We start from the raw sequence: 20,473 nt of genomic DNA on the forward strand, positions 1-20,473 counted from the left end.
TCGCCCTGCAGGCAGCAAAGGGGTATTACCAGCCTTTATGTTCTTCCACGGTGGTGGCTGGGTATTAGGTGATTTCCCAACCCACGAGCGTTTAATCCGTGATTTAGTCAGCCGCTCTGGTGCAGCTGCAGTCTATGTGGATTACACACCATCACCAGAAGCCAAATACCCAACAGCTATTAATCAGGCGTATGCCGCAACCAAATGGGTGGCTGAGCATGGTAAAGAGCTGAATATCGACAGTTCACGTTTAGCAGTAGCGGGTAACAGTGTCGGTGGCAATATGGCGGCAGTCGTCGCGTTAAAAGCCAAAGAAGCTGGGACTCCAAAACTGAAATTCCAGTTGCTGTTATGGCCTGTGACTGATGCGAACTTTGAGAATAGCTCGTACAACCAGTTTGCAGACGGCTACTTCCTGACCAAAAACATGATGCAGTGGTTCTGGGATAACTACACCACCAACCCTGCAGAGCGTAACGAGATTTATGCCTCCCCACTGCGTGCAACCACAGAGCAGTTAACAGGTTTACCACCAGCTCTGGTTCAAACCGCAGCTTTGGATGTACTGCGTGACGAAGGTGAAGCTTATGCCAACAAACTGGATGCTGCTGGTGTGACAGTCACTTCAGTGCGCTACAACGGCATGATCCACGACTTTGGTTTACTGAATGTGTTGTCTGATGTGCCAGGTACACAAGCAGCTCTGGACCAGGCAGGTCAGGCGCTGAAAAAGCACCTGAACTAAGACCTGAGCTAATACCATAAATAAACTATATGTTTACACTCAAGGATCAGAGCTGTGGCTCTGGTCCTTGTTTTGGCAACACCAGCCAGATTTTGCCGTAGTGACGTAAGCTATCGCTGCGCTGCTGAGCTTCTTCTCCAATCCCCTGATACACATCAATACGACCAGGCGTTTTAATAGCAGCGCCTTTATCTTGCGCCAGCATCAATCTGAACTCATGGCCTGTTAATTCACCTTTTTCGTCCAGCAACGGCACTTGCGCCAGTACTATGGAACCTAAAGGAATAAAGGCCGGATCAACGGCTATGGAATGCAGTGGAGTTAAAGGCACATTGGCAGCCCCTACAGGTTTATCTAAGCCAGGCGAGAAAAAGGTGTAGCTTGGGTTACGGCTCATCAGCTCACGTTGTCTGTCCGGATGTGTGGCCAGCCATTCTTTAATGGCCGTGGCAGAAATAGTGTCCGCCGTATATTCACCCATTTCAATCAGCACTTTGCCTAAACTGCGATACGAGTGACCATTGCCGCCGCCATAACTTAATAAATGCTGTTGGCCGTATTCATCTTCAACCACGCCAGAGCCTTGTACCTGCATAAAAAAATTGTCGACCAGACTATTGCTGTAAAACAGCTCCAGCCCTTGCCCGGCCAAAACCTGTTCAAAGTCGATTTGTTCACGGCTGGGATATTGGCTTAAGCCAGCAGGTTTGCGATAAATAGGGTATTTGTATTCTGCATCCGGTGTGGATCGAACTTTAAATACCGGCACATAATAACCAGTAAATTGCACATTACCTTTGCCATCTTCACCGGCCAACTGATACAAGGCAAAGGACTTACTGCCTTGCGCTGAGGGTTGTTCTGCCCAGGCTTGTAAATCACGTATTGTTTGTTGCAACTGAGTTTTATTGACCGCTAAACCCGGCAAGTTATGCTGCTGTGGCACTGACTTTTTGTTTAAGTACTTTAGCTGTTCTTCAAGGCCTACCAACAATTCCGGGGTTAGCCATTGAGTTTTTAGGGCGGCTTCTGGTTGTAACCTGTAAGTGCCATTCAATGCTTTGGCTTTTTTATCCAGTCCATTATTGGCAAACTGATTGGACTGATGAATGCCGGAAGAGGTTTGGCTGCAGGCCGATAAAACCAGGCTGGCGATGCCAAGCCACAAAAGATGATGTTTCATAAGAGATAAGATTCAAAAAAGACTGTGGCGGCACTCTAAGTCACCAAAGCTTTACTGACAACAGCTGATCAGAAAATTTTAGGCCGGGCAGGGTAAAAACAACCATTTGATAAAAACACTAATGCTTGTATTATCTGTTTTACACACAGCGATGTTCTGCTTTGGTTTGACAGGTAAAACAATGAAACTATGGAAAGTAAGTGTTTTGATACTGCTAACAACGCTTGGTGCTATGACCACAGTGCAGGCTGCCCCCAAAACTACCGATCTGAAATTTGTGTTGTATTACCCGCAAGTACCGCCTTATATGTATCAGGACGAAAAAACTCAAAAAGTAGTAGGACTGGTGCCAGAAGTATTACAGGATTTTTTTCAACAACAAAATATTCGTGTTCAGTATGTGGCCGATAACAGAACCCGTGCTGAACACAGGCTCTATCAGGGAGAAGTGGATGCCATTTTGCTGGCAAAAGAATGGACTCAACATCCTGATCAACTGCTGTTTTCCGAACCATTATTAGAGCATAAGGACTATTTATTCGCCCGCCAGCCACTGGCCGCGCAAGGGCAGTTAGCGGATTGGGTGAAAGGTAAAGCCATCTGCACCCGCCAGTATTATATCTATGATGCCTTAACACCATTTTTTCAGACCAATGAGACGGCCAGAGTGGATTCGTCCAGTGAACTGACTCAACTGAATATGTTGCTCAATGGCCGTTGTGATTATGCGTTTATGAATGAGCATGTCGCTAACTGGTTGTTGCATCATCACTTTCCTGACAAGCAACTGTACCGTTCTGCCACTGGTTTTAGCCCTGTAGGTTTAACTGTGGCTTTTCATCCACGCTGGAAACCGCAACTGGCGGCTTTTAATCAGTATCTGCGTGAGCAACAACAGCAAGGCTCCATAGCGCAGTGGCTGAAATTTTATGTGACTAAATCCTGAGGTTGTGACCGTAGCTCTCACTGCTGTCTGCTGAACTTGCCAGATTATTCCGACCAGACACTGCTTTAGATCAAATCAACGCAGTCTTCTTTGCCACATACTCCGTAGCGTTATCTATCAAGGGGCAGAACACCTTGATACAACCAAAAACGAAACGGAGTAAAAGATGGGAAATTTAGACAGACGTAATTTTTTAAAACTATCGGCTTCGACCTTAGTCGGTATCACTTTAGGCGGTACAGCTTTACATGCTGTGGCACAAGAAGTGGTGAAGCCTGACGATCCAATGGCTGTAGCGATGAAATATGTCGCAAAATCCACTGTTGATGGCGCCAACTGTGCCAATTGTATGCAGATACAAGGCAAAGATGGCGAAGCGTTACGAGGTTGTAATATTTTCCCTGGTAAGCTGGTTCATGCCGAAGGCTGGTGTGCTGCCTGGGCGAAAAAAAGTTAAGTCGATTTCAGGCTATAAAGTAAATACAAGCCAGCACCATAGCGCTGGCTTGTATACTCTTTGCACTGTTCAGAGGTGCTAATACAGAACCAATCCCACTCAGTGTTCGATAATTTGCATACTTTTCTTCTGTTAATTTTGTTTTTTTTCCGCACTATGCCGTCTTAACATCGAACTTAGTTTCACATTGACCAAGGCAGCATACGCATGATGAAGAACACCCCGACTCACTACGGCTATATCGCAAGAGCACTGCATTGGGCGACGGCTTTACTCTTTCTTTTTGCTTATACAGCAGTGTATTACAGGCAGTGGTTTACAGAAAAAGACACAGCGATAAACTGGACTGCATTGCAGCTGCATTTATCTTTTGGAGTTACCATAGCTGTATTGGTTGTACTTCGGATCTGCTGGCGTTGGAGCAATGTACAGCCCACACCGGAGCCAGGTTCTGCTTTGATGCACAAGGCGGCTCATTTCGGCCATTTAGCCCTTTATGCTGTGCTCATCATTATGCCTTTGACTGGCTATCTGGGGACTGGTGTTGCTACGGAGTTTTTCTTTTGGTTTGAAATTCCGAAGTTTGCAGATACCTGGCTTTTTCAGCTGCTGATCCAGGACTGGGCAGGGCTGAGCTTTGAGCAATTTGAAGTGCCTATGGATTTCATCCATAAAGAGGGCGGAGCTTATCTGGTATGGCTGCTGATCCTGGGGCATGCTGCGGCCGCTTTGTACCATCACATCAAATTAAAAGACCGAACGCTGTTAAAAATGCTACCACCTCGGTGATGCAGGTTTTAGCTGGCTTCCATGCGTGTATGCCTTTAAGATAACTGACATTTTTAGCCTTACAGAGAATGGCAATGACATCCTGGGTTGCTGCAAAGTTTTTTCTGTCCAAAGATTCTGCTGATGTTWCAGGTCAGGTCTAATGTGATGACTTGCCTCCTATGCTGATTTCGGATGAGGTGACCAAACCAAAAGAGGCGAATGAGCATGTCTATCAAAACATTAGGCGTGGATCTTGGCAAGCTCAGTTGTCATGTGATTGGGTAAGATCAGCACGGAAAAGTAGTAGAAAAGCGCAAAATGCTCGTCAGTAAGTTTGCAGAATACCTGCAAATTTGCCGCCTTGCACTGTGTTTTTTTGATGCCTGTGGAGGCGCACACCCTTGGTGTCGTAAAGCCAGAAGCCTTGGTTATTGTGCTGACATGATACCGGCGAATTTCCTGAAGCCTCTCGTAAAGTCAAATAAAAATGACTTTAACGACGCCGGAGCCATTTGCGAAGCGGCCGACGATGCACATTGCGCATGTTCGCATTGAGGAGCATCAGGCTTTTGGCTGTTTACTCAAATTACATGAGCAGTTGGGTGAGGATCGTACCGCTGTTAGTAATCAGGCGCATGGATTTTTGTTGGAGTTTGGCATTCAGCAGAAAAAAGGCCGTGGTCGCCATGGCCAACAAGCTGGCCCATATTATCTGGGGCGTAAGTGCTCCATTGATGAAATATTTTCAACTGGTCGTTGATGGTTTCTATGATAAGGCGCCTTGAGAGCCCCCTCTATCTCACAATAATAGTGCCTTTGCTTTCATGTTTTTACGCTCGTTCGTGACCAGTGTGATGCCTTTTCCCAACAGATCATTGGATAGTGTTTTGCTGATGTAGACTGTATCGGTATAAGGTTTGTCCATGTGGTATACACCATGTTTGGCACTGGTTTTGTGTCATGCACATTGGTGGGGGATTTTCGCAGCTACTATCATCCTTGATGATTAACAATTAAATGCGGTTTAAATCCATAAAACCAGCCCATAGTCCCTTTTCAGGCTGGCAAAGTAGCTGCAAAGAGGCACCAATGCAGTAAGTAGGCATCATTTCGACAAAGCGAGGATAGCTGAGCAGGTTTGGAAAGGCTGATTTGTAAAAAAGCGCCAGGTAGTCAGTGTAGAAGTTTTTGAAATCACGGTGCTGAAACATCTGGAAAAAGATAATGATAGTCATCACTTTGCTCATCACCATACGGCCAGAGCCTTGGCGCTTACGTCTTTCATCCGTTGACTGCTCCCTCATTCAGATGTAAAAAGTTAGGAAAATCATAGATATAGTAAAATGCTTCCACTAACTTGTGTGGGCCATCTTTATTGTGATCGAAAGATCCGATCACAATAAAGATGGCCTTTAGTTCAAATTTTTTATCATGAACTCAGATTAACTAAAAACGATAAGCTACAGAAAATCGCAACATACGTGGCTCTAAAGGGTGAAAATGCCTGTCGTCTGCAGGCAGAGTTTCATTCTGTAAACGGGATTGGTAAAAATACACCATGTCTGCTACTTTCCTGTTGGTCAGATTCAAGAGTTCGACACCAAAGTCCCATTGATGCCATTGATAAGACAAGTCGGCATTAAACACTGTGCTGCTAGGGGCTCTTTCTTTATTTTCGCTATCCAGAGTTCTGTTGCCGAAATGGCGCAGGCGTAAATTTGCATGTAAGCCTGAATCGTTGTGGTAGTTAATGGCTATGCTAGCCACAGCGGGCAGGGACCCTTCGATAAAACGTCCTTCGTCTGCGGTGCTGTTGCGGTATCTGCTGTGACTGCTGGCTAGCTCTAAATCCAGAGTCCAGTCTGAATTTATCCAATAATACCAAGCCAATTCTGCACCAGTGCGGTGTGAGGCGCGGTTCGGTTCTGTCCCGCCTGCATCGCCAATATAAACCAGTTCGGAGTCCAGCTTTAAGGTCCACAACGCAACAGAAACTTGCCAGTTGTTGGATTGCAGGTAACGCCAGCCCAACTCCGCGCCTTCAGAACGCACCCACAAAGGTACTGCATCGGCAGCTTCACCGCTGACCGGATCTGTTTTTATGGTGGCTCCCCTGGCATCATTAGAATGCATACCCTGGCCCAATGACAAATCCCACTGTTGAGCTTCATCAGGCTGGTAGCGCWGTCCAAGCTTGACCGAGCTGATACCGTCTGAGGCGCGACCACTATTTTCCTGAGTTAACAAACTTTCAACTCTGGCAGACATCCAGTCATACCTTAGTCCGAGTAATGCTTGCCAGTTGGCGCTTAATTGCAGTTGTTGTTGATGGAACAGGGACCAGGAGTGCTGCTGTACTTGATCCATTCGAACGGCTTCACGTTGGATCCTGTTTTGCGATAAGGATAATCCCAGTTGCTTAATATCATCGTAACGGCTTTGTAGACCTAATTGATGGCTCCACTCCAGAGCACCAAGTTTTAACTGCATTTCTTTACTGACTTCACCACCAAATAGCTGTCTTTCATCGTTTTGTTCAAATTGATCGCCGTTCTGTGGGTCATTAAGAAAATAACTAAAGTTTGACCAAAGTTGCAGTTGGCTGCGGATCCAGTAGCCGCTGGCTTTCCAGTCCTGTTGTTGCCAGTGACCGGAAAGGCTTTGTCTGTTGCTGTTACCGCCGGAGTCTGGATCTATGACACCTAGTCGGCTAATCAGGTTCTGGTCTATGGCACGCTGCGGGACCTGGTCGGCTGCATTCCAACTGTTGTCATACAGCATCAGAGTCAACTGCTGCGTCGAGTCTTGCTGCTGTGCACTATAACGGCTTACAAAATTTACTTTTTCAACTTGTTCGTCCACTCCTTGCCATGGGCCTGCATACCCTTGTAATTCAATGGCATTAAGCCAGTCGGCTGAGTCCAGGGCAGTACTTCCTTTGAGTAACAACCTCTGGTATTGATACTCACCTAAGGTCAGTTGCAGCTGTTCCGGGCTTTGTTTTTTTAACTCAAAATCAGCGGCTCCAGCGTTAGCAAAATCACCATCCTTAGCCTGATAATTTCCTTTCCTGTAGCGGATATGCTCAACCAGTTCGGGGATCAGAAAATTAAGGTCAGAATAGCCCTGTCCGTGTCCATGACTACGCATATTCACGGGCATACCATCGACAGAGGTGGCAAAATCGGTGCCGTGATCCAAATTGAAACCACGTAAAAAATATTGATTGGCTTTACCGCTGCCACTGTGTTGAGTTACGACCATGCCTGGCACAAACTCCAGCATATCGCCGGGTCTTAGCAGTGCCCGTTGTTCAATATCTACACCATGCACATGGCCTTCTGAGGCGTTGATTGTTGCGCCATGCTGATGATGGTGGCTTCGTACTAAAATCAGTTCAGGCTCGGGTACAGCGCCAGCGACTTGTTCTTCTGCTGTTACCATGACTGAAAATAGTACGGAACAGCAGTATAAAATTTGTTTAGTTCTGTCCATCAGAGAGTCACTTTGATTAAGTTCAGTTGAGGGCTTTGCTGCGAGACAACCCATTGTTTGTCTTGCCAGCTCACCAGCAGTTTATGATCGTGCAGTTCACTAAACAGCTGGTAATGCAACGAACTTTGGTGCGCATCACAAGTACTGAATAAGGGCAAACTTAAATAATAGGTTTGGTTTTTTTCTACAGCTGTCCATGCATTGGCCTCTGTTTCCAGCACGCAGCTGTTATTCTGCTTACTCTTTACATGCAGATGTTGCTGCAGATAGCTGATGATCTGTGTCTTGTTTTTTTGGATATCACTCCAGCGTACATCCTGATCTGCAGGCCAGTTCAATGCCTGTTGTAAGTCGACAATACTCAGTTCCAGTGTGGCGGATAATCCCGCATCTGTATTTTGTAGTTGCATAAAAGCAGTACTTAAACTGTGTGCAGAGACACAGCAACTCAAACATAAGCTTATCACTGCAAGCCATTTCATGGTTGTTCTCCTGTTTGGACTGAGGGGGGATTGTCTTGTTGCGACTGTGCAAGCGCCAGATTGAATAAAAGCTGATCATCCGGCTCTTGTGCTTGCTGGACATTTAGTCTGGCGTAGTACAAGGCTTTCTCTGGATCAGGGGTGAGTCGCAGATAATAATGAGCCAGGTCAGCGCTGTGCAGAGTGTCCTGACGATGTTCCCGCAGTGAAACCCTTTGTTGCATCAGGAGTTGATACTCTTGCCCTTCGGCCATTTGTTGTTCCGCTAAAGCCAGACGTAGCAGAAGCGCGTCTTCGAGCTGTTGTTGTTGATGCAAATGCTGTAATTTCTGATACACCAAAGCGGCATCCTGCTTCAGCGTCAAATCGGCCCATTTCACCCAGAGTGGCAAAGGTGCAAGCTCAGATTGTGCTGCGAATAACAGCTGCTCTAACCAGACTCTGGCTTGCTTGGGTTGGCGTAAGGCTTCCGCTTGCTCAGCAAGCACGGCAATCAGCCACTGTTGTTGCGCCAGTGGGATAGTTTGCTGTTGCCTTGCTAGGAGTTGCAAAGCCTTGTAACTGTCCTGAGTTTTGCCTTGACGTCCTGCAACTTCCAAGCTGCACAAGGACAATAAAAACAGCTCTTGTTGCCCCAGCAACTTTTTGCATTCAGCCAGCGCCGCGGCAGTATTGTTTTGTACCAGATAAATCCGGTTTTTCATTAACAAAGCATTGATATCGTCAGGCTGCAGTTGCTGGGCTTTTGCCAGATAATTCAGCGCATCTTCAAACTGATGTTGCTGCTGCGCAGTATCGGCCAAAACCAACCAATAGGCGGCAGAATAGGGGCTGTGAGCTTTTTTTAATAGCTGCTGTGCTTTATCAAAATAACGGCTCCAGCCCGGCTGACGAGCCAGTTGTAGGTAGGCCTGTGCCAGTGTCACTTTATCCGCAGCTGACTGAGATTGTGAGGCCTGCTGTTCTAGCTGTTTCACCCAAGAGGGCAACACAACGCGACTTTTGCTCTGCAATATCAATCCGGCTTCAGGAGAAGCCGCAAAAGTTATAGCGGGCAAGGAGGCTGCTGTGCCTGCCAATAAAAAAGAAAGCACGGTAATGCATGCTGTTTTTTGTAACATCATTTGCTCCATAACAGCCCCGGTCAGACCGGGGCTGACTTACTTCAGTCCCTTGTTACTGAAACACTTCAGCGTAATCCGCTGTATCTTCAGTGTCCTGAGTAAAATCCCGCCCGTTGGTCGATAAGGCCATGTCAGTTTCCTGTTGAGCAAAAGCGGCTTTGCTGTATTGCAGGAAGGAGACCGTGGCTCTGTTGACTTCAAAGCTGATTGTGGCTCTCGCGGTGAGTTCTCCATCTGTTACCCGGGCGACAAAACTGTCGCTGCCTGTATATTCAGCCTTGGGTTGGTAAACAAAATCACCATTGCTGTTCAGTGTCAGACTGCCATTAGCTGGCTGAGAGTCGATGCTATAGCTCAGCATATCTCCGTCAGGATCGGTAGCCATCAGTCGATCCATCACTTGTGTCTCTGTTTCTGTAACAAAACTGGCTTCGGCAAAGACAGGTGCCGAATTTGTTTTGTCGTCAGACCCACAGGCGGATAACAACACTAAAGGGAAAAGCCATATTAATTTACGCATTATCCAGTTCCTTCTTAGTTAGGTGAACCAGCCAGTGGTGCACGTAAATAGGGAAAACTGCTGTCTATCATGCTGGCATCCAGCKGGGCACCATCTGTAAAAGGTACATTACCTACAGCCGCATCTGCAGGTTCACAGAGTCCCAGATTAGTTAGTGTGCCATTGACTGGAATGTCATGACACAAGGCGCCCATCATGACCCGTAGCGCAATATCAACTACATCATCACCAGGGCGACGACCATTAGGGAAACCGGCTAAATCGTTGCCTGCAACACCAAAAGCAGATTGATTAGCTGCTGGCGTAGCCGCTATGGCCGTATTTAATCGCAGCATTTCTGAAGGAGTGACTGTGCTTAACTGATTGACACCAGGCACACCTGTTAAAAATGCCGTGACTAAGTCGGTACGTGGGAAATTGGTGGGTGCTAAATCCTCGATGTTGGTGCCCAGCGTTGTATTAACAGCGTCTTTAAACAGCACATTCAGCAGGGCGGGTAAGCTTGGATGGGTGACATAGTCGGCAAACTGACCATCATCTTTCGGGTGACTGGCTGAAAATTTATCTTTATCCGCCACACCTATGACCAGCTCATTCACCAGCGGGTTACTTAAACGCGAAACCTGCACTAAAGCGCCGCCATTGACTTCTGTATTATCAAACGCCGGATTGGGGTTTAAGATCCTCGCTTGCGGCAGACTGGCTGTGGTCCAGGCGCCAATTACACCGTTACCAGTTCCTGTGATGCAAGAGGTTGGTAGTTCCAATGCCAGTGTGGTGACGTTTTTACCGCGTAAATCATCATTGGCGGAGTTTTGCGTGATACCACCAGGAAAGCCAGCAGCATCACCTGCACCAGGGGCACTGTCGCCTTCAACCGGAACATAGTTCACTAAATCGAAAGTTTCACCGAGGTTTACGACAAAAGGATCTTTGCGCTGTCCGACAAAAACACGGGCTTTGGCATCACAGCCAGGCAAGCTGGTCTCGTACATATATTGGTTTGCATAACTTTGGTAAGCAGTGCTGTTGCCAAAGGTTTTTTCGCCAATGTAATCGTAAGGTTTGGTAAAACTACCGTCAGCAGAACCTGAGCTTAATAAGGTTTTAGTGCCGCTTTGCTGCGGTCCTGAAACCAGACTCAATTGATAGGTTTCGATAAAGTTTAATGCTGCCGAGTTACCTGCGCTGATAGCACCGACGTTTTTCAAAGGGACCGCCACCATTTTTTGGTTGTCTGCCGGACCAATCGGCAGCTTGACTCCCATATTGTCATTGATCAGTTGCTGGCTAAAACGAAACTGAAACGTCATATCTTCTACCGCATCCCCAGTGTTATCGATGTGGATGCTATAAACAGCTGCAGGGTCGAGCGCAAAGTAATTTGGCCCACCTTGTGGGTCTTGCAGCGGAATGTAGTTTGCCAGCACAGTGACATAACCCGAACGACCTGCCTCGTAACTGTTAAACAGATAAAAGTCGGTCGAATCGAGTGTCGGCAGACGGGTAATATTTGGAGCTTCCCTGTGGCTGGATGCCTGAGCCATACCTGATAAGGCGATAGCGACGGCGAGACTGATGGTGCTTATGGTCTTTTGTAGTTTCATCATTGTGTTCCTCTGTTGATGTTGCACAGAGAGTAACGACAAAGTGTTTTTTTTGGATGCAGCAAAAAGAAAATAAATAAATTATTCTTTTCAGAACCTTGTAGCGGCTGAAAAATACAGGGCAAACAGGCATAAAAAAACGGAACCTGATGGCTCCGTTTTGATTCAATAGCACAATTCATCACTTAAGTTAGAGAGTCATCAATTCGCTGGTATGCAGCACAGCTCCGGTCGGCTGTCCTGTAGGCGAACCGCCTTTAGGTTCTAAACTCACAGCAAGTACAGCCACCATTAAACCTGCAGCAGCTTTTGGCCATGGATAACTAACTTTGCCGCTTTGTGGCAATAACCCCAGTGAAATAGGGGGTTGGCCAGACGTCGGTAACATCCAGAGTTCATAATCATGCGCCGGATCGGCAGGCACAGCAGCTGTTGCTTGCAGCACCACTGTGTCACCTTGTTTAGAAACTAACCACAAGGCTTTCGCCTCTTTGGTTTGGATCACCGCCAGCTCCACAGGTGCTGTAGCCGGAGGGGGCAGTAATAACACCAGAGCCAGACAAGCTGCTGCGGCCACGGCCACCCAGTTCGCCGGATGCAACCAACTGCTTTTGGGTTTGAGCTGCACTACCTCTGCGTTTTGCCAGCCGAGGCGTTGTTGCAGTTTCTGCCATAGACTCTCATCAGGTTCAACCGCAGGCAAAGACTCTGCCAGTGGATTCAGATGTTGTTCCCAGCGCCATACCGACTCACGAGCTTGTTGCTGTTGCATCAACAGCCGCTGAAATCTTTGTCTGGCTTTTCCCCTCATGCCCCCTAACACATAGTTAACACTTAAGGCGTCCAGCCGTTCTTGCTGTAAATAATTCATGCTTCAAGACACCTCTTTAAGCGGGCTAAGCCCCGGCGGATCCAGCTTTTAACCGAACCTAAAGGTGCGCCGGTATGGCTGGTGATTTCGTGATGTGTCAGGCCGTTTACAAAAGCCAGATAAATAGACTGACGGTGCTCAGCCTCCAATGCAGACATACAGTCATCCAGCTTGACCTTTTCCCTGGCCAGGCTGACAGGCTCCCCCTCGTTATCGTCCGGGCTCCAGTCCGGATCCAGCTCTATATGTTCGGCTTTAAATTGTCGGGTTTTTATGAGGTCCAAAGCCCGGTAACGGGTGATACTGATCATCCAGGTCATCACTGTGCCTTTGTCGGTATGATAATCTGCCGCATTGTGCCAGATGCGGACAAAGGCATCCTGCAATACATCCTCTGCCCAGTCCCGGCGTCTGAGCAATTGCAGGCTCACGGCAAAAAGCTTTCCTGATGTTGCTTTATAGAGTTGGGCAAAAGCATTTTTATCGCCCTGCGCCGTGGCCTGTAGCCATTGGATCAACTGTTCTTGTGGTCCCATCTGTTATTTTTCCACTCCGTTACTTTGACATCTATATCAGCTACGAAGGGCATAGAGCTTTGGATGCACTCTGGTGAAACTTTTTTGTTGCCGCTAAGATAACCACCACCAAAAATAAACAGTAACAAAAATAACAAGGCGCCTTTATGACATCCTGGGTTACAGCTTTAGCAGATTCTGCACTAGGCCGCTGGTGTGGTGTACCACAAGCGACGCCTTTGCAGCGACCACAAGGTGAAAGCTCGTGTTTTAGCGGTTCAGTGCTGTTGTGCGGAAAGACATCTCAGCACAGTCTGTTGCTGCGTCAGCATTTAAGCCATCTGCCAGATATTCGCTTTGATGAAGCTTCTGGCGGGCTATTTCAGGCCATTATTTTTGATGGTACAGAGCTGCAAAGCACCGTAGAGCTGGATTTAGTCTGGCAAGAGTTACACAGTGTTTTACCTGCTTTGGCGAAAAACGGCCGAGTCCTGATCCTGGCGCGGGCTTTAGCTGATACCAGCAACGCAGATGCTGCAGCCGCAGCAGCTGCTTTATCAGGCTTTACCCGCTCCATAGCCAAAGAGCTGGGGCGTTTTGGCAGTACAGCCAATTTATTATCTTTGCACCAGGGCGTACAGCAGAGTCTGTTACCTGCGGCAGAGTTTTTTCTCTCCAAAGCATCAGCTTATGTCACAGGTCAGGTGTTGCCTGTGCTTCCAGCAAAAATAGCTGAACTAAGCCCATGGCAAAAACCACTTCAGGGGAAAGTTGCTTTGGTGACAGGTGCGGCCCGTGGTATTGGTGCTGCCATAGCCACAACGCTGACAGAGCAGGGCGCTACCGTCATTGGGCTGGATATTCCGCAAGCCGAAGCAACACTTAGTGCCTTGATGCAGCAGTTGCAAGGCAAAAGTCTGGCGCTGGATATCAGTCAGCTCAACAGTGCGGAGCTACTGAGTGACTGGTTAACACAACAAGGTTTGACACTTGATATTCTGGTACACAATGCTGGTATTACCCGCGATAAACTATTTCACAGAATGGCAGAAGCTCAGTGGACTCAAACTCTGGAGGTGAATCTGCGTGCAGTGCAACGTATTAATTCATTGCTGCTGGAACAACAACTGCTCCGGTCGGAAGGGAGGGTCGTGTTGTTGTCGTCGATGAATGGTTTGGCAGGGCAAAAAGGCCAGACCAATTATGCCAGCTCAAAAGCCGCTTTGGTGGGGTATTGTCAGTATATGGCGATGCAGGACCACAGAGGCATTACCTTTAACGCCATAGCCCCAGGTTTTATTGAAACGCAAATGACAGCAGCCATGCCGGCCATCCCACGTGAAGTGGGACGACGGTTAAACTCTTTGAGTCAGGCGGGCTTACCTCAGGATGTGGCTTTGGCTGTGGCCTTTTTTGCACGACCAGATGCCGCTGGTTTAAACGGCTCTGTGCTGAGAGTGTGTGGTCAATGTTTTATCGGAGCCTGAAGGATGAATACCTGATCCCACCAGTGCTGCAGCCCAGATATCAGGCGGCAGCCAGGCTTTTTTCCATGGCATAAATTGCTCGGCTGGCATAGGACGGGCTATGCCGTAGCCCTGAGCATGAGTACAACCTAATTGCAGCAGCATTTCGCCATGCTCTGTGGTTTCCACCCCTTCAGCGACAATTTCTCTTTTAAATTCATTGGCCAATACAATAATGCCTTTAAGAATAGCTAAATCGTCCGGGTCGACTAACATATCGCGAACAAAACTCTGGTCTATTTTCAGCACTGTCGCAGGCAAACGTTTTAAATAGGTTAATGACGAGTACCCAGTGCCAAAATCATCCAGCGCAAAACTAACGCCGCTGCGAATACAAGCCTGCATCACGGCCTGTACATGGGTTAAGTCATTCAGTGCACTGGTTTCCAGTATTTCCAGTTGCAACAAATATGCAGGCACGTCTGAATAAAAATGCAGTAACAACTGCAGGCGATTTACAAAGTCCAGCTGCTGTAAATGATAGGCAGAGATATTGACACTGACAGGAATGGTCATGCCCTGACGTTGCCATTCGGCCAATTGACGTAAAGCTTCTTCAATCACCCAATACCCCAGCTCGACCCCCAGGCTGTGTTGTTCTATTGCAGGTAAAAACAAGGCAGGAGCGACCATACCTTTTTGTGGATGCATCCAACGGATCAGGGCTTCAGCACCTATCACTTCACCTGTATGCATATTGACTTTGGGCTGATAAAACAACCTGAACTGTTTAAGCGCCAGGCCTTGGCGGATTTCTACTATGGTTTCCTGGTGGCCACGTAAACTGCGGGCGTAGTCGGTATCGAACAGATGGCAGCGGTTTTTACCATCCTGCTTAGCCTGATACATCGCATGATCCGCCTGACGTATCAGCTGTTCTGCTTCAGTGGCATCCGTCTGAGGGTAAAAGGTCAGGCCTATACTGGCAGACACTGACAACATCCATTCGTCTATTTTCAGCGGTTTAGCCACAACATCCAGCAGTTGCTGAATTTTGGCAAGGCCAGCCTTTTTGTCCTTTAATGCGGGCAACAACACCACAAATTCATCACCGCCGATACGGGCCAGTAACTCAGTTTCTTCAAGCTGAGATTGCAGTCGTTCGGATAAAGCAATTAAAAACTGGTCGCCGGTTTCGTGACCATGGCGGTCGTTAATTTCTTTAAAACCATCTAGATCAAGATAAGCAACAGCAAGCATCTGCTCTTCAGTGGATTTTTTCAGTAGCAGTTGTAACTGCTGGGTTAAAGCACTGCGGTTTGGTAAGCCGGTCATTGAGTCATAGAGCGCAATTTTTTCAAGGTGTTGTTGCTGCTGATACTGGTTGGTAATGTCAGAAAACAGCCCGACATAATGTTGTAGCTGGCCTTTATCATCCAGCACTGCACTTAAGGTCAGGCTTTGGAAAAAATCTTCGCCTGAAGCTTTACGACTCCATAACTCACCAGACCAGAAGCCCTGTTGCTGCAAGCTTTGCCACATAGAGCTAAAAGCAAGTTCATCCTGATGCTCAGACTGCAATAAACGTGGGGTACAGCCTATGGCTTGTTTGGCACTGTAGCCTGTGATCTCGGTAAATGCCTGATTCACATCAATCATCACACCGAGAGGATCAGTGATCATAATGCCCTCACGGGCATGGGTGAACACGCTGGCTGACAGGCGTAATTTGTTATCTGCTGTGTGCTCCAACGTAATATCCCGGGATAAACCCACAGTCCCCACATATTCATCATCAACCAACACTGGGGCTTTGTAGGTTTCATACCAGTACTGATCTGTTTCAGTTTTATGTTGTGACCGGATCACCTGTGGCTGACCTGATGTCAGCACTTGTTTATCATGGACTACATGATTTAAGGCACGTTGAGCATCAAATAACTCAGCATCTGTTTTACCCACCAACTGGCTGGTATTACGGTGTTGAAACTGCTCAGCAAACTTCTGGTTGACTTCCAGATAGCGGCCGTGAATGTCTTTTAACCAAACCACAAAAGGAATACTGTCAATCAGAGTGCGTTGGTATTGCTCTTTTTGCTGCAGCGTCTGGATCAGGGTCTGACGTTCCCGAATAGAACTATTCAACCTAAGCTGGGTTGCGCCCAGCCAGCTCATGATACTGCCTGGTTTAGCTTTACGCAGTTCTGCATCGTGCAGCACTTCACCCCGACCCATGGCTTTGATTTGGTCGTACAAATGGCTGACAGAAGCGCCCAAAATACTGTTGTGTACTCTTTTAATATCCCAAAGTGAATAAAACAGCAGCAAACCGGACAAAATAAACAGAATACGCATGACCAGAGCATAAAACATCGCATCTTCCACTTCATCTGCGGTGCGCTGGTCTACCAGACTATACACAGTGGCTATGGGTTGCATAATGGCAATTTTGGCATTGTGGTAGTTCAGATCAAAAACGCTCAGCAGTGCCTGTTGTTTGTTTTTTTCTTTTTGTGCGGGATCAAGCTCTGGCCTTTCCAATAGCTGCATGGCTTTTTGCTCTGTCACAGCTAACAGATCGGACTGAATTTTGGCTTCCTGTAGTGCAGACATTTCTGCATCGGTAAAACCTGTGGCTTTCATTAAATCCATTAATGCTACACGAGAGCCTGCGGGGCGGGGTCTTTGGTTTTCTTCGCCTACTAAATCCCAGTACACCTGATGGTAATTAACCGGCCGGGCAGATTGGCCATTGCGTATCGCAATAATTTCATTGAAGTGGTTTTTGTAGCGATGTTCTTCCGTTGCGATGTAACTTCGCACCATACGGGTTAAGTCATCGGAAGATTGACGCAACTCGCCAATGATTTTCAACGAATACACCCGTTGATCATTGGCTGCATCAATACGTTTTTCTGCGTAGACATAAGCAACAAAAATTACGCTGAAGGTCAATAACAACGCAATGGCTGCCCAAAATCGCAGCGTAAGCTCAGAAGTAGAGTAACGCTTTACTTGCACAAAAACTCCTGCTTAATCCTGTTTAACCACTGTCAGATGGGTTAAAGCTACTTATATCGTCTGATTCAATAGTTATTGAGCCGGATAACGAAAGCAAGCTGTTATGTTCAGTTTTTGCAGTTTTATTTCTGAAAATTTAGAAAAATTGCTCAAATATTGCTAAGGCTTTGTTTTTTCAGTGAACCTCTATTAGTCTTAGCTGGTCAATAAGTTCAATACATTGAATAGATGCAGGTGGTTGTGTGATGGATAGATACCAAACCTTTTATCAGCCGAATCCGGAAATCCTGGAGTTAATTCAGCACATTGAACAGCAACTGGCCCAGTGGTCGGTGTTTCTGACTTCGTTGTCATTGCAACAACGTCTGGAATTACAGAACAAAGCTTTGCAGGCTAGTCTGGCTTTAGACCACAATTCCCTTTCATTGCTGCAATTGCAGGAGCTTGCTGCTGGTAAACGTGTAGTAGCCTTGGTGCAGGATATCCAGCAAGCGCAAAATGCTCTGGCTTTGTATCAAAGGCTGGAGCAGTTTAATCCTTATCAAAGTGCTGATTTACGCAAGGCTCATGCAGCTTTTATGAGTTCAGTGTCCACTGATGCCGGACACTACAGAAAGCAGGGCGCTGGTGTGTATGAGGGCCACAAACTGGTGCATATGCCACCTGCACCGGCCAAAGTGTCCGCTTTGGTGGATGAGCTGTTGGGTAAACTGCAGCATGAACAAGCACATCCGTTACTGATCGCCTGTTTAATGCATTACCAACTGGCGTTTATACATCCTTTCTCCGATGGCAATGGCCGCCTTTGTCGCTTATGGCAACATTTAGTTTTAACTCAATGGCAGCCTTGTTTTGCTTATTTGCCCTTTACTGCTGTGCTTAAAGATAAATCACGTGACTACCAAAAAGCCTTGCGTCAGTCCGTGCCTAAGTACGATGCAACAGCTTTTATTTTGTTTATCTTGCGTAGTATTGATGAAACACTGAACACCGAATTACAACAGCTGGAATTAACAAGTAGTATGCATCAGACGGCAAATTTGCCGGATCAGCCTTTGGTCGATTTGTCACAATTTGTACAACTGCAAACACAAAAAGTGAAAACAAAAACGCCAGGACCCTGGTATAAAACCGAAGATCAGATTTTAAAGAAACTGAAAAAAGACAACAGATTAAGTGCTAAAACCATAGCAGATGAACTGGGGTTAAGCTCCAGAGCTATAGAAAAGCAATTGGCAAAATTAAAAGCTGAAGGCAAGTTACTTCGCACAGGGCCAGCCAAAGGCGGTCGCTGGCAAGTAGTGGCCTGAACTGCTTTTTATCATGTCCAGGCCTGGCTTTTTCGCCGTTGATAGCATTTTTTTTACTTTTGGTCGTTTTGTCATATGACTGCCTGCGGTGCTCAGTACACTGCTATTTTTTCGATATAAGCGGGTGCTTTGTGCGTAGTTTTTTTCTGTTTTTATTGTGTTTAGTGGTCTCTCTGGATCTTCATAGCGCAGAAGCAAAGTCGCAATCTCAAGCCAATAGCTTGTTACTGATCTCCATCGATGGTTTTGGCCAGCAGTATTGGGACGGTTATAAAGCGCCTGTTTTACATCAACTGGCGCAAGGTGGTGTCAGAGCCCTTAGTATGCAGCCGGTCTTCCCGACAAAAACCTTTCCTAATCATTACAGCATAGCCACAGGCTTGCACCCGGCGAATCACGGTATTGTCGAAAATAATATTTACGATGCTGATTTTGATGCTGTGTTTCGTATGAGCAAACCAGAGGAAGTCACCAATGGCCGCTGGTGGTTGGGTGAGCCAATTTGGGTGACTGCAGAGAAGCAGGGGGTTAAAACCGGCACTTATTTTTTCCCTGGTACGGAAGCTGCGATTAAAGGGGTCAGGCCAGGCTTGTGGCAAGCCTATGATGGCTCTGTCAGTAATATCGACAGAGTGAACTCTGTGTTGGCTTGGCTGGATTTACCTGTGGAGCAGCGTCCCAAGTTTCTGACGTTGTATTTTAGCTCGGTGGATGACGCAGGGCATGCTTATGGCCCCGAGTCAAAACAGGTGGCTGACGCTATTATGGATGTCGATCAGGCGCTGGGTGTATTGGTGAAGGGGCTTGAACAAAGAGGGTTGCAACACAGCATAAACCTGATGCTGGTATCAGATCATGGTATGGCCAAAGTGCCACAGGATCAGGTGATTGTGATGGATCAGCTGTTTGACCAGAAAAAAGCGGCGTTGGTGTTATGGACACCAGAGATAGTCTCCATTTTTCCGAAAAAAGACGAATTAGAAGCTATTTACCAGCAGCTAAAAACGTCACTGCCACCCCAGGCCAGGGTCTATAAAAAGTCGGATTTACCAGAGCGTTGGTTTTATCAGAACAGCAAACGTATAGCTCCATTGTTAGTTGTACCTGACACTGGTTGGCGTTTAATGCAAAAACATAAACAAAAAGAATGGCTGGAAAAACCAGGTCGTAACGCTGTGACCGGCAGCCATGGTTATGACAATAATAGCCCGGCTATGCAGGCTATTTTTGTCGGGCATGGCCCGGCTTTTGCCGCAGGCAGTCAAATTCCTGCTTTTTCTAATATCGAATTGTATAACCTGATGTGCCGTATTTTAGGTATTCAGCCTGCACCTAATGATGGCAATCCTGACTGGGTTCATTCTGTGTATCAGGCTGAGCAAAAGAAAAATTAAAGCCTTTTGGTCATAAAGTGTTTGCAGCCGGTGAAAGGGTAGTTCTGCTGCGTCCATTCCAGCTGATAGCCATGTCGCTCGTAAAAAGGTTTGGCCTGAAAATCCAGAGTGTCGAGAATAACAAAACTGCAGCCCCTTGCTTTGGCAAGGGTTTCAGCTTCAATTAACAGCTTTGATCCTACGCCTTTTCCCCGAACTTTTTCGTCCAGCCACAAGGACTCCAGATAAAACCAATGGCCAAAAGTACGGCCTGCTAAAGCGGCAACAAGCTCACCCTTTTCATTTTCCAGTTTTAATCCCAGCTGCTGTCGCTTTGAAGCATCCCAATGCTGCGCATTAAATTCAGCAATTTTTTGTTTTACCAGATCGGCAAATTCGTGGGTATGAACAGGGGTAAAGATCACAGTTTTATCTCAAAAATCCAGAAAAAAGCACTATAACATTTTCGTTGGAGAGCTTAAAACCAGCTTTCTGTCATAGCGACTAACTAAAGATAACCCAATCTGATTTGATAAAAGCAGCATTTTACGGCGTGCTAAATATGATAAATACATGAATTATTTATT

At 46.8% G+C, this 20,473-nt stretch carries 18 protein-coding genes and 1 pseudogene; 8 read left to right on the forward strand and 11 right to left on the reverse strand.

Features of this window, described 5'->3' with window-relative positions; translation table 11 throughout:
• Positions 1 to 745: alpha/beta hydrolase (locus tag P3C17_RS18450; protein ID WP_300930791.1), on the forward strand; the 745-nt coding region annotated here is incomplete at its 5' end.
• Positions 746 to 791: 46 nt separating this feature from the next.
• Here the strand turns inward: P3C17_RS18450 and mltA are convergent.
• Complete coding sequence (gene mltA / locus P3C17_RS18455) at positions 792 to 1,928, reverse strand: murein transglycosylase A (RefSeq protein WP_300930792.1); 1,137 nt, start codon at positions 1,926 to 1,928, stop codon at positions 792 to 794.
• Positions 1,929 to 2,109: 181 nt separating this feature from the next.
• On the opposite strand from mltA, the gene P3C17_RS18460 reads away from it, so the two are divergent.
• From P3C17_RS18460 to P3C17_RS18475, 4 genes are all read left to right on the forward strand, one after another.
• The gene (locus tag P3C17_RS18460) at positions 2,110 to 2,874 is read left to right on the forward strand and encodes a transporter substrate-binding domain-containing protein (protein WP_300930793.1); all 765 of its coding nucleotides are present in this window, start codon (positions 2,110 to 2,112) and stop codon (positions 2,872 to 2,874) included.
• Between the two features lie 166 nt (positions 2,875 to 3,040).
• The gene (locus P3C17_RS18465) at positions 3,041 to 3,331 is read left to right on the forward strand and encodes a high-potential iron-sulfur protein (RefSeq protein ID WP_300930794.1); all 291 of its coding nucleotides are present in this window, start codon (positions 3,041 to 3,043) and stop codon (positions 3,329 to 3,331) included.
• 207 nt (positions 3,332 to 3,538) lie between these two features.
• Complete coding sequence (locus P3C17_RS18470) at positions 3,539 to 4,120, forward strand: cytochrome b (protein ID WP_300930795.1); 582 nt, start codon at positions 3,539 to 3,541, stop codon at positions 4,118 to 4,120.
• A 511-nt stretch (positions 4,121 to 4,631) separates the two neighbouring features.
• Positions 4,632 to 4,862 (forward strand): hypothetical protein, encoded by a 231-nt coding sequence (locus tag P3C17_RS18475; RefSeq protein ID WP_300930796.1) that lies wholly within the window; start codon positions 4,632 to 4,634, stop codon positions 4,860 to 4,862.
• A 42-nt stretch (positions 4,863 to 4,904) separates the two neighbouring features.
• Here the strand turns inward: P3C17_RS18475 and P3C17_RS18480 are convergent.
• From P3C17_RS18480 to P3C17_RS18515, 8 genes and pseudogenes are all read right to left on the reverse strand, one after another.
• A pseudogene (locus P3C17_RS18480) lies at positions 4,905 to 5,406 on the reverse strand (transposase); the annotation flags it as partial.
• Positions 5,407 to 5,548: 142 nt separating this feature from the next.
• On the reverse strand, positions 5,549 to 7,546 hold the full coding sequence (locus P3C17_RS18485) for a TonB-dependent receptor (RefSeq protein WP_300930797.1): 1,998 nt from the start codon (positions 7,544 to 7,546) through the stop codon (positions 5,549 to 5,551).
• 50 nt (positions 7,547 to 7,596) lie between these two features.
• Positions 7,597 to 8,079 carry a hypothetical protein gene (locus P3C17_RS18490; protein WP_300930798.1) on the reverse strand — a complete coding sequence of 161 codons (483 nt, stop codon included), beginning with the start codon at positions 8,077 to 8,079 and terminating at the stop codon, positions 7,597 to 7,599.
• Positions 8,076 to 9,203: a hypothetical protein gene (locus tag P3C17_RS18495; RefSeq protein WP_300930799.1), complete on the reverse strand. Its 1,128-nt coding sequence runs from the start codon at positions 9,201 to 9,203 to the stop codon at positions 8,076 to 8,078. The genes P3C17_RS18490 and P3C17_RS18495 overlap by 4 nt, the downstream gene beginning before the upstream one ends.
• Before the next feature lie 52 nt (positions 9,204 to 9,255).
• Positions 9,256 to 9,723 (reverse strand): Ig-like domain-containing protein, encoded by a 468-nt coding sequence (locus P3C17_RS18500; protein ID WP_300930800.1) that lies wholly within the window; start codon positions 9,721 to 9,723, stop codon positions 9,256 to 9,258.
• Positions 9,724 to 9,737: 14 nt separating this feature from the next.
• Complete coding sequence (locus P3C17_RS18505) at positions 9,738 to 11,333, reverse strand: DUF4331 domain-containing protein (protein ID WP_300930801.1); 1,596 nt, start codon at positions 11,331 to 11,333, stop codon at positions 9,738 to 9,740.
• A 187-nt stretch (positions 11,334 to 11,520) separates the two neighbouring features.
• Positions 11,521 to 12,201 carry an anti-sigma factor gene (locus P3C17_RS18510; RefSeq protein ID WP_300930802.1) on the reverse strand — a complete coding sequence of 227 codons (681 nt, stop codon included), beginning with the start codon at positions 12,199 to 12,201 and terminating at the stop codon, positions 11,521 to 11,523.
• Positions 12,198 to 12,737: a sigma-70 family RNA polymerase sigma factor gene (locus P3C17_RS18515; RefSeq protein ID WP_300930803.1), complete on the reverse strand. Its 540-nt coding sequence runs from the start codon at positions 12,735 to 12,737 to the stop codon at positions 12,198 to 12,200. Before P3C17_RS18515 ends, P3C17_RS18510 begins: the two co-directional genes overlap by 4 nt.
• 146 nt (positions 12,738 to 12,883) lie before the next feature.
• Here P3C17_RS18515 and P3C17_RS18520 point away from each other — a divergent pair, with 146 nt between their 5' ends.
• The gene (locus tag P3C17_RS18520) at positions 12,884 to 14,203 is read left to right on the forward strand and encodes a 3-oxoacyl-ACP reductase (protein WP_300930804.1); all 1,320 of its coding nucleotides are present in this window, start codon (positions 12,884 to 12,886) and stop codon (positions 14,201 to 14,203) included.
• On the opposite strand, the gene P3C17_RS18525 is transcribed toward P3C17_RS18520, so the two are convergent.
• Positions 14,153 to 17,203 carry an EAL domain-containing protein gene (locus P3C17_RS18525; protein ID WP_300930805.1) on the reverse strand — a complete coding sequence of 1,017 codons (3,051 nt, stop codon included), beginning with the start codon at positions 17,201 to 17,203 and terminating at the stop codon, positions 14,153 to 14,155. The genes P3C17_RS18520 and P3C17_RS18525 overlap by 51 nt on opposite strands.
• A gap of 245 nt (positions 17,204 to 17,448) precedes the next feature.
• Between P3C17_RS18525 and P3C17_RS18530 the strand changes: the two genes are divergently transcribed.
• Both P3C17_RS18530 and P3C17_RS18535 read left to right on the forward strand, forming a co-directional pair.
• A complete protein-coding gene (locus P3C17_RS18530) occupies positions 17,449 to 18,513 on the forward strand; it encodes a Fic family protein (protein WP_300930806.1) in 1,065 nt (354 codons plus the stop codon).
• A gap of 131 nt (positions 18,514 to 18,644) precedes the next feature.
• Entirely contained in the window at positions 18,645 to 19,907 is a 1,263-nt protein-coding gene (locus tag P3C17_RS18535) for an ectonucleotide pyrophosphatase/phosphodiesterase (RefSeq protein WP_300930807.1), read from the forward strand.
• Here P3C17_RS18535 and P3C17_RS18540 read toward each other — a convergent pair.
• The gene (locus P3C17_RS18540) at positions 19,904 to 20,311 is read right to left on the reverse strand and encodes a GNAT family N-acetyltransferase (RefSeq protein ID WP_300930808.1); all 408 of its coding nucleotides are present in this window, start codon (positions 20,309 to 20,311) and stop codon (positions 19,904 to 19,906) included. The two genes, P3C17_RS18535 and P3C17_RS18540, sit on opposite strands and share 4 nt — an antisense overlap.
• Between the last annotated feature and the right edge of the window lie 162 nt (positions 20,312 to 20,473).

The sequence above is a fragment of the Rheinheimera sp. 1928-s genome, assembly GCF_029269265.1.
Taxonomy (GTDB): Bacteria; Pseudomonadota; Gammaproteobacteria; order Enterobacterales; family Alteromonadaceae; genus Pararheinheimera.